This is a genomic window from Streptomyces exfoliatus (assembly GCF_000725545.1).
Classification (GTDB): Bacteria; Actinomycetota; Actinomycetes; order Streptomycetales; family Streptomycetaceae; genus Streptomyces; species Streptomyces exfoliatus.
Window position 1 is genome coordinate 163964 of the sequence record NZ_JNZP01000010.1, and the last position, 14305, is coordinate 178268.

Genomic DNA, 14305 nt, shown 5'->3' on the forward strand with positions numbered 1-14305 from the left:
TCAGCCGCCGCCGGAACCGGAGCAGCCGAAGCCGCCGGTGTCGACGGCGGTCTTGTCGAAGCTGCCGCCGCTCACCCGGTTGTCGCGGACGGATCCGCCGTAGTAGTACGAGCCCCGCTGGGTCGTGCCGCCGTCGTCGTCGTCATCGCCGCCGCCGCTCTCGCATCGGTAGCGCGGCAGTTCCTCCCGGGTCAGCGGGTCCACACACCGCTGGTCCGGCTCGGAGCCGCACGCGGTGATCGTCGCCGCGAGCACACCCATCCCGCCGAGCACCACCGTGCTCGACCTCAGCCTCCGCATGTCCGTCTCCCCTTCACGGTCGCGACGCCCCACGGGCACGCTTGTCGCGTTCACGTCTGTCGCGACCGCACAGTGTAGGCCGGTGGTTTCCGGCCGCACGCCCTAGAGTCATTTCGTGCTGCTCGGGATGATTTGTGCGCTCGCTTCGTCGGTCTGCTTCGGCGCGGCCTCGGTTCTGGAGGCGATGGCGGCCCGTGCCGTGACACCGGGGACCGGCGGTGGGGTCGACGTCGCGCTGCTGTGGCGGGCGCTGCGGCAGTGGCGGTACGCCGCCGGTCTCGGCCTGGACGGTCTGGGCTTCGTCCTGCAGGTCGTGGCCCTGCGGACGCTGCCGATCTACGTGGTGGGCGCGGCGACCGCCGGGAGCCTGGCGGTCACGGCGGTCATCGCCTCCCGGCTGCTGCGGGTGCGGCTGAGCCGGACGGAGTGGACGGCCGTGGCCGTGGTCTGCGCCGGGCTCGCGCTGCTCGCCCTCACGTCGGGAAAGGAAGGCCACCGCGACGGTCCGGAAGCACTGCGCTGGGCACTGCTCGTGGCCTCCTTCGGGGTGCTGCTGCTCGGCGTGGTCGGCGGCCGGCTGCCGGACCGGCCCCGTGCGCTGGTCCTGGGTCTCGGGGCGGGCTTCGGGTTCGGGGTGGTGGAGGTGGCGGTCCGGATGTTCGACGGCGTCGACTTCACCGATCCGGCCTGGTACGCGCTCCTGATCGGCGGCGGGGCCGCGTTCGTGCTGCTGACCTCGGCGCTCCAGCGCGGCTCGGTGACCACGGCGACGGCGGGCACGGTGCTGGGCGAGACGATCGGGCCGGCGGTGGTCGGAGTGGTCTGGCTCGGCGACACCACGCGGGAAGGCCTCGGCTGGCTCGCGTTCGTGGGCTTCGCGGTGGCGGTGGCGGGCTCCCTGACCCTGGCCCGCTTCGGCGAGGCCCCGGTGGTGGACCCCGAGGGGGACCTGGGGGACGCGGCGGTCACGGAGGCGAAGGAAGGGCCCTAGGGCCTGTCCGGCGGATCAGGGTCGGATAGTCCGCGGCGGCTGGTGCGGTGCCTCGCAAGGCGCCGGAGCGTCCTCATAGCGGAGCTATGCGGGCGTTTCGGCAACGCGACGAGGTGCCGTGCCAGGCGTCGCGGACCCGGCCATGATCCGCCGGACAGGCCCTAGTCCGGACGACCTAGCCCCCGCGCCGCGGTGTCGCGTGCGTGGCGTCGAGGATCAGTGCGAGGAGCCGGTCGGGGCGTGCGGTGTCCTCGTCGTGACTGGTGGACAGGGCGACACCGACGACGAGTTGGAGCAGGTCGTCGGCGGTCAGGTCGGGGCGCGCCGTTCCGTGCCGCTGGGCGCGGTCGAGGAGGCCGGTCGCCGCGTCCAGGATCAGCCGGTGGCAGTCGAGGCCGGGCACGCCGGGCTCCTCGACCATCAGGGCGCTGCCCATGCCGTGGTTCAGCCGGGCGTGGGCCAGGAAGGCGCGCAGCCACCGCGCCAGGGCGTCGTCGGCGGAGTGCGAGGCGGCCAGGGTCTCCGCCTGCCCGCACAGCGTCTCGATGCGGTCCTTGAGGACGGCGGTCAGCAGGGCCTGGCGGTTCGGGAAGTGCCGGTACAGGGTCCCGGGGCCCACTCCGGCGCGGCGGGCGATCGCGTTGAGCGAGGCTCCGGGGCCCGCTTCGGCGAACACCTCCCGCGCCACCGCCGTCAGGCGTTCGCGGTTGAGGCGGGCGTCGGTGCGCCGCGGTGGCTGAGCGGGGGTGCCGCCCGGCGTGTTCGTCATCGTCCCGTCCTTCGGTCGCCTCCCGGTATGGCCAACCGGAGAGGTTCTCCGTATCGTACCGGGCAGCGGAACCGGAGAACCTCTCCGGTTCTCCTCGGGGAAGAGGAATGAGGAGCACCCATGACGGACGGCACCCGCACCGCACTCGGCCGGATCGGGATATGGACCTTCGCCTACGACGGCCAGCCCGCCGGACGCGTACGGGAATCCGCCGCGGAACTGGAGGAGTTGGGCTACGGGGCGATCTGGTACGGCGAGGCCTTCGGCCGCGACACCGTGGGCCAGGCCTGGTTACTGCTGTCGGCGACGCGCCGGATCACCGTCGCCTCCGGCATCGCCAACATCGCCTTCCGGGATCCGATCGCCACCGCCACCGCGACCCGCACGCTCGGCGAGGCGTTCCCCGGACGGTACGTGCTCGGCCTGGGCGGCCACCGGGTCGACGACACCGTTCACGAGGTGGACGGCTATCCCGTGCCGGCCCGCGGCAGGGCGCTGCACACCATGGGGGCCTATCTCGCGTCCATGGACGCCGCGCCCTCCCACGGGCCGACCCCGGACCCGGCTCCGCGCCGCGTACTCGCCGCCCTGGGCCCGAAGATGCTGCGCCTGGCCGCCGAACGCACCTGGGGCGCGCACCCCTACCTCGTCCCCGTCGAACACACCGCGCGGGCCCGCGAGATCATGGGCCCTGACGCCTTTCTCGGGGTCGAGCAGGCGGTCGTCCTCGACACCGACCTCTCCCGGGCCCGGCAGCTGGCCACGGCCCACGTGGCCGGATACGTCGCCATGGCACCGCACCAGCAGGCGAACGTACGGAGGCTCGGCTTCGGCGACGAGGACATCGTCGGCGGACCGAGTCGCCGCCTCGTGGACGCGATCGTGGCGTACGGAGACGCGGACGCGATCCGCCGCCGCGTCCGGCAGCACCTCGACGCGGGAGCCGACCACGTCTGCCTCCAGGTGCTGACAGCCGATCCGGCGGCGCTGCCGGCCCGCGAATGGCGCGAACTCGCCTCCGCGCTCCTGCCGACCTGAACCGATCGGCACCCCTGGGAGGGCGCCCTCAGGGCAGCACCTGGCAGAGGGCCCTGAGGGCGCCCTGCCAGGCGCTGTCCGGTGGTGTGGCGTAGCCGACGACGAGGCCGTCCAGGGTCGCGGGGACCGTGGGGCGGCGGAACTGGTTGACGCCCTGGACGGCGAGGCCGTGCCAGGCGGCGGACCGCAGCACGTCCTGCTCGGTACCGGGCGGCAGGGTCAGGACCGCGTGGAGGCCGGCCGCGATCCCGCTGACCCGGGTCCCGGGCGAGTGCGCGGCCACCGCCGCCACCAGCTGGTCGCGGCGGCGCCGGTAGCGCAGCCGCATCGCCCGTACGTGCCGGTCGTACGCCCCCGAGGCGAGGAACTCCGCGAACGCCAGCTGGTCCGGCGCGCTCGACGTCCAGTCCACCGCCCCCTTCACCGCCGCCACCTCGGCGGCGAGGCTCTCCGGCAGCACCATCCAGGCGAGCCGCAGCCCCGGGGCGAGGGACTTGCTCGCGGTGCCGAGGTAGACGACCCGCTCGGGATCGAGGCCCTGGAGCGCGCCCACCGGCTGCCGGTCGTAGCGGAACTCGCCGTCGTAGTCGTCCTCCAGGACGAAACCGCCGGAGGCCCGCGCCCAGTCGACGACCGCCGCCCGCCGGTCCGGCGGCAGGGCGCCGCCCAGCGGGAACTGGTGGGCGGCCGTCATGAGGACGGCCCCCGGGTGGACCCCCGCCAGGCCCGGACCCGCCAGTTCCTCGACGCGGGTGCCGCGTTCGTCGAAGGGCAGGACCGGGGTTCCGAGCCCCGCCCCGGTGAGGAGACCGGCGTGGAGGCCGAGCCCGTACGACTCGACCGCCACGTCGCGTACCCCTCGGTTCAGCAGCACCTGGCCGATCAGCATCAGCCCGTGCATGAAACCGGCGCAGACGACGATCCGCTCGGGCCGGACGTGCACGCCGCGCGCACGGGCGAGGTACTCGGCGAGGACGGTGCGCAGTTCGATCCGGCCGCGCGGGTCGCCGTAGCCGAAGGCCTCGTTCGGGGCGGCGGTGAGCGCCCGCCGGTACGCCTTGAGCCACTCGGCGCGCGGGAAGGACGCGAGGTCGGGGGTGCCGGGCTTCAGGTTGTGCGCGGGCGCGGCGGGCCGGGGCAGGGCGAGCGCGGGGGCGGGAACGGGGGCGGAGGTGCGCGACGGCCGCGCCCCCGCCGGACGCGGCTCGGCGCGGCGGGGCTCGGCACGGCTCGGCGCGGCACGGCGGGGCTCTGCGCGGCGGGGCTCGGCGCGGCGGGCGACGCGGGTGCCGGAGCCCTGCCGGGCCGTCAGCCAGCCCTCGGCGACGAGTTCGGCGTAGGCGTCGGCGACCGTGTTACGGGCCATGCCGAGGTCGGCGGCGAGCGCCCGGGAGGACGGCAGCCGGGTGCCCGCCTCCAGGCGCCCGCTGCGTACCGCCTCCCGCAGGGCGTCCATGAGGCCGGCCCGCAGGCGCGGACCACGGAGTTCCAGATGGAGGTCGCTGCCGAAAGTGGCCCACTCGTTCGCCATGGAAATGGACCATACTCCTGCGCCACCCGGCTCGTACGGTGAGAGGCATGACGACCGACACCGTGCAGCCCACGGCCCCCGCCCCGACCGAGTACGCCCACGAGCACGCCCCCCGACTCCCCCTGGCCGAGCGCGTCCCCGAGTTCTACCGGGCCATGCTCCAGCTGGAGCGGGCGGCGGCGAAGGACGTCGACCCGACCCTCTACCACCTGATCAAGATCCGGGCCTCGCAGGTCAACCACTGCGCGTTCTGCCTCGACATGCACACCAAGGACGCCCTCGCCGAGGGCGAGACCGTCGAACGGGTCGTGCAGCTCTCCGCCTGGCGGGAGTCCCGGCACTTCTACACCGAGCGGGAACTCGCGGCCCTCGCGCTGACCGAGTCCGTCACCCTCCTCACCGACGGCTTCGTCCCCGACGAGGTGTACGCCCAGGCCGCCGCCCACTTCGACGAGACCGAACTCGCCCGCGTCATCGGCGCGATCGTCGTCATCAACTCCTGGAACCGGATCGCCGTCAGCACCCGGATGACGCCCGGCCACTACACCCCCCGCTCCGCATGAGCCCGAACGCACGCGAGGGCGGCGGCTGGACCACGAGGGCCGTCGGCCTGCGCGCCCTGCACCGGGACCGGTCCGCCGGCGATCCGCTGGTCCTGCCCGGCCCGTGGGACGCGGTGAGCGCCCGCGCCTTCGAGGCGGCCGGCTTCCCCGCGCTCGCCACGCCGAGTGCCGGGGTGGCCGCCGCCCTCGGGTACGAGGACGGGGCGACGCCCGCCGCGGAGATGTTCGGCGCCGTGGCCCGGATCGTGCGCGCGGTCTCCGTGCCCGTCACGGCGGACCTGGAGGGCGGCTACGGCCTACCCGCCGCCGAACTGGTCGAACGCGTACGGGAGTCCGGCGCCGTCGGGGTCAACCTGGAGGACACCGGCGAGGACCGCGAGCTGAAGGACGCGCGGGCGCACGCCGAGTGGCTCGCGGAGGTCCGGGCCGCCGCCGGGCCCGAACTCTTCGTCAACGCGCGCGTGGACGTGTACATCCGCCGGGTGCCCGACCCGGTGGAGGCGGCGATCACCCGCTCCCGGCTCTACGCGGAGGCGGGCGCGGACTGCGTCTACCCGATCGCGGCCCCGCCCGCCGACCTCCCGGCCCTGCGGGCCGCCCTCGGCGACCTCCCCCTCAACGTCCTCGCCGGTCCTGGCGGCCCGCCCTTCGCGGAGCTCGGGCGGCTGGGCGCGACCCGGATCACCTTCGGCGAGGGACTGCTCCTGCGGGCGAGGGACGACCTGTCGGCGACGGCGACGAAGCTGCGGGAGGCGGGAGCGCTCTGAACACGGCGCGCCCGCCCCGCCTCAGTGCGCCCCCGGCCGGAAGAAGTCCAGGGCCACGCGGAGGACTTCGCGCTGCTTCGGCCAGGCGCTCTCCGGGCCCGCGGCCAGGATCGCGTAGTGGGTGCCGTCCGCGGCCGTGAAGGCCCGGTCGACGACCTTGCGGCGGCTGCCGTCGGCCCGGTCGTACGCGTAGACCAGTTCGGCGGAGTCGGCCGGGGCTCCGGCTTCGCCGGTGACCCGTTCGAGGCTGATCTCCTGGTATCCGGGCTTGTTGGCCCGGCCGTCCTCCGAGGCCCCGCGCAGGGCCTCGTACGGCGTCAGACCCGCCTCGGTGACCACGAAGACCTGGAGCAGGCTCCGGCCGTCCGGCGCGTTGTAGAAGACGCTCTGGCCGGACTCGGTGCGGTCCCAGCCCTCGGGGACGGCGACCGTGAAGCCCTTGAGGTCCTCGACGGCGCGGTAGCCGGGCGGCGGTACGTCGTCCGTGGGAGGGGTGGTCCCGTCGGACGGCGACGGCGACTCGGAGGTGGGATCGGACCCGGTGGGGTCACCGGATCCGGTCCCGGTGGGGTCGGTGCTCTCCGGCGGGGCCGGTACGGAGGCCGACGAGCCGCCGGCCGCCGGGGGCTTCTCGTCGCCCTCCCCGCGCCAGAGCAGCCAGCCGCCGGCGGAGCCCGCCACGAGGACGGCCGCGGCGACCCCTGCCGCGACGACGGTCCGCGACCGCGTCCGGGCCTCCGGAGCAGGCGCTCCGGGTACGGGAGTCCGCCGGCCACCCGCCTCGGGCACGTACACGGGGACGTGCGCGGGCGGGTGCAGGGGCGGGTGTGCGGGGGCGTCCGTGGAGACGTACTCCGGTATCGCCCGCCCCGGCGCCTCGTCCGGTGCGTACTCCGGCGGGGGCGGTGGCGGGGGTACGACGGGCCCGCCACCGGCTCCCCCCACGGGACCGGACACCGTGCCGCCGCTCTCCCAGCTCTGCGTCTCGTCGTTCCAGCGGGCCCCGCCGCCTCCCCCGTATCCGCTCATCTCACCCTCCGAGCAGGCTGCCGACGGCCTGCCCGACGGCCACCCCGGAGGCGAGGATCCCGGTCACCGCGCCCGCGTCGGTGAGGGCCCTGCGCAGCCGGGCCAGTCGCGTCCCGTCGGCCCGTCCCGTGCCCTCGATCTCGTCCTCGGCGTCGGAGAGTTCGGCGTCCAGGGCGGTCGTCTGCTCGGAGGGGACGACACCGCCGAGGTCGGCGCGGAGCCGGCGGATGGCCTGGAGCAGCTCCTCCTGGCGCGGGTCGCGGGCCGGCTGCGTGCCGTTCACCGTGTGGGTGACGGTGTTGTGGTCGCCGATGGTGACGCTGCCCCCGGTGTTGGTGACGTGGATGCCGCCAGGAGCGCGGTCGTCAGGGGTGCGGTTCCCGGTCTCAGCCACGGATTCCTCCGGTCGTGTCGGTGGTGAAGGTCTTGTTGGTGACGGTGTTGTGGTTGCCGATGGTCACGTTGCCCTTGGTGTTCTCGATGAACGTGGCGCCCTCGGCGACGTGCACGATCCTCTGCTCGAACTCGGCGGTCTCGTAACCGGCTTCGCGCAGCGCGACCGTCACGCCGTTGGCGACCCGGTCCTGCACGCTCTTGAGGTAGCGGCTGGCGTCCATCTCCTGGAAGAGCGAGGCCTCGTCGTCGGAGCCCAGCTCGCGGACGGAGACCGCGGGTCCCTCGGGCAGCGCGTTGGTGTGGCCCCCGGTGAGCAGCCGCCAGCCGTGGCCGATCGAGCGGCCGAGCGTGACCAGGGCCTGGCCCGCGGAGCGCGGGGTCTGGCCCAGCGCCCAGACGGCCTTGCCGAAGTGGTGGTTGTGCCGGTAGCGGTGGGCGTACCGGTCGGCGTACCGGTAGAGCGGCTTCACCGGCCGGAGCACGTGCGGTGCCACTTCCAGCATCAGCATCCCGCCCTGCGTGTGGACGCGGACGAAGACGGTGGTGACGACCTCCTCGCCCCAGCCGCCGACCCTGATGCGCAGGAAGTGCCTGCGGGTCTCGCCGCCCTCCTCGATGGAGCCGGAGCGGTGCGCCTCGAAGCCCTCGGGGCTGTACGGGGCGGCTTCGCGGGCCGGGAGTCCGTCGACCGGAAGGAAGACGACCTCGTCGATCTCCAGCTCGCGCAGCCGGTCCCGTACGGCGGCCCGGGCCTGCGGGGAGCCGTGCGGCGAGGGCACGCGCAGTGCCTCCACGAGCGGGACGACGTGCCGCATGATGGCGCTGTTGTCGAGCGGTTCGGGCGCCTTGCCGTCCAGGTTCTTGCGGGGCCGCAGTTCGACGGAGAGCGACCAGGGCTCGTAGGGCTCGCCGGCGCCGCGGAACGGGTCGTCGGCGCCGTACATGATGAGCCGGGCGTGCTGTTCGACCCGGATCCGGTCGCGCAGTCGCCGGGAGCGGACGCCCTGGGCCTGCTCGGCCGGGTCGGACTGCTGGTCGGGGAAGCGCTCCCGGGACAGCTCCTGCGTGAGCGCGCGGGCGAACTGGCCCTGCTGGGTGGCCACCGCCCAGGCCACGAGCAGCGGCACGGCGATGGTGATCCACACCTCCAGCGGCCCGATGCCCCACATCCCCTGGGAGGCGAGGCCGACCGCGAAGCCGAGGAACTCGCTCGCCTCGAAGAGGTCGCCGAGGAGCCCTCCGGCGGAGTCGTCGTCGCCGACGGCGAGGAAGAAGAGGAGCAGGACGGCCTGGAGGAGCATGATCCGGCCGTACCAGCGCAGGATGAAGGCGGGGACGCGGCGGTAGACGGGGGCGGCAGCGGACCGGCCGCGGACCCAGCGGGCCAGGGCAAGGACCAGGAACGGCGCGATCAGAAGGGCGATCATGCCCTTGGTGAGCGGGAGCGCGACGATCCAGAGGGCCAGGATCCCGAGGGCCCAGCCGAGTTCGACGCGGCGGGCGCGCAGCGCGTGGGCGAGGACGCGGCTCGCGTCGAAGCCGAGCGAGGGGGCGGCGAAACGCTCCTCGTGGACGTACAGCTGGTCGATGACGGCGTCACGGAATCCGTCGTCGAGGTACGTGCCGGCGCAGAGCAGCCGGGTCGCCTCGCTGGAGGCGGGTAACCGGCGCGGGTCGACGGCCGACGGCGCGTGGGGCGGCCGGCCGGGCTGTTGCGGTACGGACGACTGTGTCAAGGCTCCCCCGATGGTGAGTAACCGACCCGGTCCGGGGCTCAGTTGCCGCGAACCGGTGGGCCAGCATAGGGGAGGTCGGGGCCGGGGTGTTCGTTGTCGGCACGTGGAACGGCGCCCCCGGGACGTACGGTCGGTCGTACGTCCCGGGGGCGCCGAGAGTGTGGAGCCGGGCTCGCGTCAGCCTCTGCCGAGGAGACCCGGACTCGCGTCGGTCGTGGCTCAGATGAGGCCGAGCTCGCGGACCGCGTCGCGCTCCTCGGCCAGCTCGGCCACGGAGGCGTCGATGCGGCCGCGCGAGAAGTCGTTGATCTCCAGGCCCTGGACGATCTCGTACGTGCCGTCGGTGCAGGTGACGGGGAAGGAGGAGATGAGGCCCTCCGGGACGCCGTAGGAGCCGTCCGACGGGATGCCCATGGAGGTCCAGTCGCCCGCGGCGGTGCCGTTGACCCACGTGTGGACGTGGTCGATGGCGGCGTTGGCGGCCGAGGCGGCCGAGGACGCGCCACGCGCCTCGATGATCGCGGCGCCGCGCTTGGCGACGGTCGGGATGAAGGTGTCGGCCAGCCACTGCTCGTCGTTGACGACCTCGGCGGCGTTCTTGCCGGCGATCTCCGCGTGGAAGATGTCCGGGTACTGGGTCGCCGAGTGGTTGCCCCAGATGGTGAGGCGCTTGATGTCCTCGACGGACGCACCGGTCTTGGCCGCCAGCTGCGAGAGCGCGCGGTTGTGGTCCAGGCGGGTCATCGCGGTGAAGCGCTCGGCCGGCACGTCCGGGGCGGCGGCCTGGGCGATCAGGGCGTTGGTGTTGGCCGGGTTGCCGACGACGAGGACCTTGATGTCGTCCGCGGCGTGGTCGTTGATGGCCTTGCCCTGCGGCTTGAAGATGCCGCCGTTGGCGGCGAGCAGGTCACCGCGCTCCATGCCCTTGGTACGCGGGCGGGCGCCGACGAGCAGCGCGACGTTGGCGCCCTCGAAGCCCTGGTTCGGGTCGTCGAAGATGTCGATGCCCTTGAGCAGCGGGAACGCGCAGTCGTCGAGCTCCATGGCGGTGCCCTCGGCGGCCTTGACGCCCTGCGGGATCTCGAGGAGGCGCAGCTTGACCGGCACGTCCGCGCCGAGCAGGTGGCCGGAGGCGATGCGGAAGAGCAGCGCGTAGCCGATCTGGCCGGCCGCGCCGGTCACGGTGACATTCACGGGAGTGCGGGTCATGGCGATCTCCGTAAGACAGCTGGCGGTGGGGGTCCCTGCCCCGGGTTCCGGACGTCCCTTCGTGATCGACGATCGACGATCGATCGCTGTGATCGATCGGTGTCTCGACGTGAAGAGATATCCAGCGGTCAGGCTATCCGACCCGGGGCCTCCCGAACCCCCACCCGCTTGTGGTCCGGCTCACTGCCACCCGTCCGACCGGGTGGCGGCCCGTCAGTCGGTCGTACAGCCCTGGCTGCCGTCGGCGAGCGTCGCGCAGGCCCGCGCGTCGGCGCCGGAGCCGACGGCGACCATCGGCGTATACGCGTCGGTGTCCGGCTGGGCGCCGGTGCCGGGGGTGACGGCGGCGCGTCGCACGGCGCCCGCGGCCTCGACGGTCACGGCGTCGCCGGGGGCGGCCCCGGTGATCCGGGCCCAGGCCGCCGCGCAGGTGTCGCTGTAGCGGACCTCGATCTGCGCGGCGCCCACGCGGGTACGGGCGACGGTGGTGGCGAGGGGTCCGCCGCAGCCCATCTCCTCGGGGTCCCGGCCGGCGCAGTCGGATCCCGCGCACATCACCCCCGCGGGGAGGTCGGCGCGCGGCGTGGCGGGCGGGGCGCTCGTCGTGGGCGGCGCGGCCGCCCGGCCGTCACCGCCGTCGCCGCCTCCGCCGTCGGAGCCGCCCAGGTCGACGAGGAGCAGGGCGGCGGTGACGACGAGCAGGGCGCCGAGGACCCCGGCGACGGAGAGCAGGACGGACTGCCGCCGGGAGGCGGGGTCGGAGGCGGGGGCAGGGGTGGGAGCGGAGGCGTGCGCATCGGCGGTACGGGGTCGGGGCGCGGGCGCCGCCGCCGCGGAAGTCACCGCCGGTTCGGGCCGGTCGAGGCGCCGGATCCGCATGGTGCGATCACCCTCACCGGGCTCCGCGTCACGCGCCCCACCGGGCTCCGCGTCCCGCCCCCCACCGGGCTCCGCGTCACGCGCCCCGCTGCGGGCGACGTCGCGCGCCACGTCACCTGCCCGCCCCCGGCTCCAGGCGCGCTCCGCGAGCTCCCAGTCCGTCGCGAGGGCCGCCGGGTCGCTTCCGGCCACCTCGGCGAGTGCGACGACGGCGCTTCGGGGGGCGGGCAGACGGCCGTTCAGATACGCGTCCCAGGCCGACCGTTCGTGTCCGGTGCGTTCGGCGACGGCGGTGACGGCGAGACCGCTGCGGTCGATCAGCCGACGGAGCCGCTCGGTGAACGCGGCGACGTCCGGGTCGAGTTCGTCCGGCAGCGCCTTCCAGCCAGGCATGTGCGGTCCCCCTTGTCCCGTGGTCCCTCGACTCCCGAAGGATGGCAGGTCCTGGGGCGACGCGTCCCCCGGATGCGGAGCCGAGGTACCGGAATGGTCACTTCCGTGCCACAGCGCGCCGACGGGCCTTGAACCGGCTTGGCACGTACATGACCCTTGATCACAGCGGCGCCCGCCCTCCCACGGGGGAGAGGGCGGGCGCCGCGCCCGACGTTCCGCGGGGCGGAAAGACCTCAGGTCACCGTCAGGTGGAGGACGTCCTCCAGGAACGGGATCCGCAGCCAGGGCTTCGGCTGCACCATGAGCGCGAGCAGCACGATCAGGCCGCCCATCACCCCGTACGTGATCATGTCCGTGAAGCGGGACCGTACGGCCAGCATGCCCACGGAGGGCAGCACCCGGCGCATCGCGGCCCCCACCAGGAGCGCGGCCCCGACGAGGATCGCGCCGATCCGGAAGGCCTCGGGGAACGGGTCCGTGCCCACCACGAGCAGCCCGAGTCCGGCGAGACCGAGCACGGTGATCAGCGGCCACTGGCGCGCGGGCGCCGGGGCGTCGCCGGGGGCCGCCCGACCGCCGCCCTCGGGCCGTGCGGTGTCGGTCGTGACGGTGGGAGGCCGCCGCCGCGGCCCGCCGGGGGCGGCGGAGCCGGAAGCGCCGGTCGGGGTACCGGCCGAGGCCGCCGCCTCGATTGCGCCCTCGGCGTCACCCTCGACCTCGGCTCCGGCCGCGGCCCCCGTGGCGTCCGGCTTCCCAGAGGTCCCGGGGGCCCCAGGGGTCCGCGGAGTCCCCGGGGTGCCCGGGGTCCCGGAGGTCACCTCAGAGCGCCGCGGCCGCGCGCTCCGCGGCCTCGACGACGTTGACGAGGAGCTGGGCGCGGGTCATCGGGCCGACACCGCCGGGGTTCGGGGAGATCCAGCCGGCCACCTCGGCGACGTCCGGGTGGACGTCACCGAGGATCTTGCCCTCGGCGTTGCGCGAGACGCCGACGTCGAGGACGGCCGCGCCCGGCTTCACGTCCTCGGGCTTGATGAGGTGGGGCACACCGGCCGCCGCGACGATGATGTCGGCGTTGCGCAGGTGCGCGGAGAGGTCCCGGGTGCCGGTGTGGCACTGGGTCACGGTCGCGTTCTCGGAGCGGCGGGTGAGGATGAGCGGCATCGGGCGCCCGATGGTGACACCGCGTCCGACGACCACGACCTCGGCGCCGTTGATCTCCACGCCGTGCGCGCGGAGCAGCGTGATGACGCCGTTCGGCGTGCAGGGCAGCGGGGCGGGCTCGTTGAGGACGAGCCGGCCGAGGTTGGTCGGGTGGAGCCCGTCGGCGTCCTTGGCCGGGTCCATCAGCTCCAGGATGCGGTTCTCGTCGATGCCCTTGGGCAGCGGGAGCTGGACGATGTAGCCCGTGCAGGCCGGGTCCTCGTTGAGCTCGCGGACGACCGCCTCGATCTCCTCCTGGGTGGCGGTGGCGGGCAGCGTGCGCTGGATCGACGCGAGGCCGACCTGGGCGCAGTCACGGTGCTTTCCGGCCACGTACTTCTGGCTGGCCGGGTCGTCGCCGACCAGGACGGTGCCGAGTCCGGGTGTGACGCCCTTCTCCTTGAGGGCCGCCACACGGACGGTCAGATCGGACTTGATCGCGGCTGCGGTGGCCTTGCCATCGAGAATCTGGGCGCTCATGGAGACATCCTCCCGGATGACCCCCACCTTGTTCCAATTCGCTCGTTCCGAGGGCCGGCCGGACGTCACGGCAGGTTGCACTTGCACAACTCCCTGGCATACCGACTGGACAAGGGGTCGGCGGTGGGACGACGATGACCGGCGAAGTACCGCGGAAAGTGCCGGGGGGAAATCCGCTCCAATGCCGTGACAGTCCTCCGCGCGGGCCGCGTCGTCCCCGCACAGAACATTCACGGAGGAATCGCCCGATGAGCTTCGGCGACCCGAACAACCCCTACGGCCAGCCCCAGGACCCGAACCAGGGCCAGCAGCCTGGTTACGGCTACCCGCAGCAGGCCCCGCAGGGCGTCCCGCCGCAGCAGGGCTACGGCTACCCCCAGCAGCAGCCGGGCGCGTACCCGCAGGCGCCTGGCACGCTTCAGGCCAACAACGGCTACATCAGCGTGCACGGTCTCGGCACCGTCAAGGTCGCCTCGATGGGTCTCCGATTCGCCGCGCGTCTGATTGACGGCCTGGCGATCGGCGCCATCGTCGGGGTGCTCTTCGCCATCGGTGTCGCCGGGGCCCTGGGCATCGGCAGCGCGGCCACGGAGAGCTGCTCCGGCCTGGACCAGATGTCCCCCGCCTACGACACCTGCCTGAACGAGCAGCTCGAGGCCTCCAGCGGCATTTTCGCCGCCCTCCTGGGCATGGCTGCCCTGGTCGGCATCGCCACCATGCTGTACGAGTGGCTGATGATCTCCTTCGTCGGCGCCACGCTCGGCAAGATGGCACTGGGGCTCCGCGTCGTCAAGGAGGCCACGGGCGGCAAGCCGGGCCTCGGCGGCGGCTTCGTCCGCTGGATCATCCCGATCGTCGGCGCCTTCCTCTGCTACATCGGCGCGATCCTGGTCTACCTGTCTCCGTTCTTCGACAACTCCGGCAAGCTGCAGGGCTGGCACGACCGTGCCGCCGGCACGCTCGTCATCAAGAAGTAGCGTTTCCTGCGGGGTTCCCCGCCGCTCCGAGGGCCGTCCGGCACAAC

15 protein-coding genes are annotated in these 14305 nt (G+C 73.9%); 5 read left to right on the plus strand and 10 right to left on the minus strand.

Translation table 11 applies throughout. The features are described from left to right. The gene (locus IO20_RS0112890; RefSeq protein ID WP_030211309.1) at positions 1-300 is read right to left on the minus strand and encodes a hypothetical protein; all 300 of its coding nucleotides are present in this window, start codon (positions 298-300) and stop codon (positions 1-3) included. Positions 301-427: 127 nt separating this feature from the next. Between IO20_RS0112890 and IO20_RS0112895 the strand changes: the two genes are divergently transcribed. Then, entirely contained in the window at positions 428-1291 is an 864-nt protein-coding gene (locus tag IO20_RS0112895) for a DMT family protein (protein ID WP_051874404.1), read from the plus strand. 175 nt (positions 1292-1466) lie between these two features. On the opposite strand, the gene IO20_RS0112900 is transcribed toward IO20_RS0112895, so the two are convergent. Next, positions 1467-2060, minus strand: a complete 594-nt coding sequence (locus tag IO20_RS0112900) for a TetR/AcrR family transcriptional regulator (RefSeq protein WP_030549078.1) — start codon at positions 2058-2060, stop codon at positions 1467-1469. Positions 2061-2180: 120 nt separating this feature from the next. Here IO20_RS0112900 and IO20_RS0112905 point away from each other — a divergent pair, with 120 nt between their 5' ends. Then, positions 2181-3098 carry a TIGR03620 family F420-dependent LLM class oxidoreductase gene (locus IO20_RS0112905; protein WP_030549080.1) on the plus strand — a complete coding sequence of 306 codons (918 nt, stop codon included), beginning with the start codon at positions 2181-2183 and terminating at the stop codon, positions 3096-3098. 28 nt (positions 3099-3126) lie between these two features. Here the strand turns inward: IO20_RS0112905 and pdxR are convergent, their stop codons facing one another. Then, positions 3127-4629, minus strand: a complete 1503-nt coding sequence (gene pdxR / locus IO20_RS0112910) for a MocR-like pyridoxine biosynthesis transcription factor PdxR (RefSeq protein ID WP_030549082.1) — start codon at positions 4627-4629, stop codon at positions 3127-3129. 47 nt (positions 4630-4676) lie between these two features. On the opposite strand from pdxR, the gene IO20_RS0112915 reads away from it, so the two are divergent. Then, positions 4677-5192 (plus strand): carboxymuconolactone decarboxylase family protein, encoded by a 516-nt coding sequence (locus tag IO20_RS0112915; protein ID WP_030549084.1) that lies wholly within the window; start codon positions 4677-4679, stop codon positions 5190-5192. Next, positions 5189-5959, plus strand: coding sequence for an isocitrate lyase/PEP mutase family protein (locus IO20_RS0112920; protein WP_051874386.1), 771 nt, complete (start codon positions 5189-5191; stop codon positions 5957-5959). The genes IO20_RS0112915 and IO20_RS0112920 overlap by 4 nt, the downstream gene beginning before the upstream one ends. A 21-nt stretch (positions 5960-5980) precedes the next feature. On the opposite strand, the gene IO20_RS0112925 is transcribed toward IO20_RS0112920, so the two are convergent. From IO20_RS0112925 to IO20_RS0112955, 7 genes are all read right to left on the minus strand, one after another. After that, positions 5981-6988, minus strand: coding sequence for a hypothetical protein (locus IO20_RS0112925; protein WP_051874387.1), 1008 nt, complete (start codon positions 6986-6988; stop codon positions 5981-5983). 1 nt (position 6989) lies between these two features. Next, positions 6990-7382 carry a hypothetical protein gene (locus IO20_RS0112930; RefSeq protein ID WP_030549090.1) on the minus strand — a complete coding sequence of 131 codons (393 nt, stop codon included), beginning with the start codon at positions 7380-7382 and terminating at the stop codon, positions 6990-6992. Continuing rightward, entirely contained in the window at positions 7375-9120 is a 1746-nt protein-coding gene (locus IO20_RS0112935; RefSeq protein ID WP_245684934.1) for a hypothetical protein, read from the minus strand. Before IO20_RS0112935 ends, IO20_RS0112930 begins: the two co-directional genes overlap by 8 nt. 219 nt (positions 9121-9339) lie before the next feature. Further along, positions 9340-10329, minus strand: coding sequence for a malate dehydrogenase (locus IO20_RS0112940; protein WP_030549093.1), 990 nt, complete (start codon positions 10327-10329; stop codon positions 9340-9342). A gap of 213 nt (positions 10330-10542) precedes the next feature. Then, positions 10543-11601, minus strand: a complete 1059-nt coding sequence (locus tag IO20_RS0112945; protein ID WP_030549095.1) for a helix-turn-helix domain-containing protein — start codon at positions 11599-11601, stop codon at positions 10543-10545. Between the two features lie 233 nt (positions 11602-11834). Beyond that, positions 11835-12419, minus strand: a complete 585-nt coding sequence (locus IO20_RS0112950; RefSeq protein ID WP_030549096.1) for a DUF3017 domain-containing protein — start codon at positions 12417-12419, stop codon at positions 11835-11837. 1 nt (position 12420) lies between these two features. Beyond that, on the minus strand, positions 12421-13281 hold the full coding sequence (locus IO20_RS0112955; protein WP_030211332.1) for a bifunctional methylenetetrahydrofolate dehydrogenase/methenyltetrahydrofolate cyclohydrolase: 861 nt from the start codon (positions 13279-13281) through the stop codon (positions 12421-12423). Positions 13282-13529: 248 nt separating this feature from the next. On the opposite strand from IO20_RS0112955, the gene IO20_RS0112960 reads away from it, so the two are divergent. Beyond that, entirely contained in the window at positions 13530-14258 is a 729-nt protein-coding gene (locus tag IO20_RS0112960; RefSeq protein WP_030549097.1) for an RDD family protein, read from the plus strand. Positions 14259-14305 lie beyond the last annotated feature (47 nt).

Coding starts and splice junctions, on each gene's coding strand:
- IO20_RS0112890 (WP_030211309.1), bottom strand. CDS start 300: ATGCGGAGGCTGAGGTCGAGCACGGTGGTGCTCGGCGGGATGGGTGTG.
- IO20_RS0112925 (WP_051874387.1), bottom strand. CDS start 6,988: ATGAGCGGATACGGGGGAGGCGGCGGGGCCCGCTGGAACGACGAGACG.
- IO20_RS0112895 (WP_051874404.1), top strand. CDS start 428: ATGATTTGTGCGCTCGCTTCGTCGGTCTGCTTCGGCGCGGCCTCGGTT.
- IO20_RS0112955 (WP_030211332.1), bottom strand. CDS start 13,281: ATGAGCGCCCAGATTCTCGATGGCAAGGCCACCGCAGCCGCGATCAAG.
- pdxR (WP_030549082.1), bottom strand. CDS start 4,629: ATGGCGAACGAGTGGGCCACTTTCGGCAGCGACCTCCATCTGGAACTC.
- IO20_RS0112940 (WP_030549093.1), bottom strand. CDS start 10,329: ATGACCCGCACTCCCGTGAATGTCACCGTGACCGGCGCGGCCGGCCAG.
- IO20_RS0112960 (WP_030549097.1), top strand. CDS start 13,530: ATGAGCTTCGGCGACCCGAACAACCCCTACGGCCAGCCCCAGGACCCG.
- IO20_RS0112945 (WP_030549095.1), bottom strand. CDS start 11,601: ATGCCTGGCTGGAAGGCGCTGCCGGACGAACTCGACCCGGACGTCGCC.
- IO20_RS0112900 (WP_030549078.1), bottom strand. CDS start 2,060: ATGACGAACACGCCGGGCGGCACCCCCGCTCAGCCACCGCGGCGCACC.
- IO20_RS0112920 (WP_051874386.1), top strand. CDS start 5,189: ATGAGCCCGAACGCACGCGAGGGCGGCGGCTGGACCACGAGGGCCGTC.
- IO20_RS0112905 (WP_030549080.1), top strand. CDS start 2,181: ATGACGGACGGCACCCGCACCGCACTCGGCCGGATCGGGATATGGACC.
- IO20_RS0112915 (WP_030549084.1), top strand. CDS start 4,677: ATGACGACCGACACCGTGCAGCCCACGGCCCCCGCCCCGACCGAGTAC.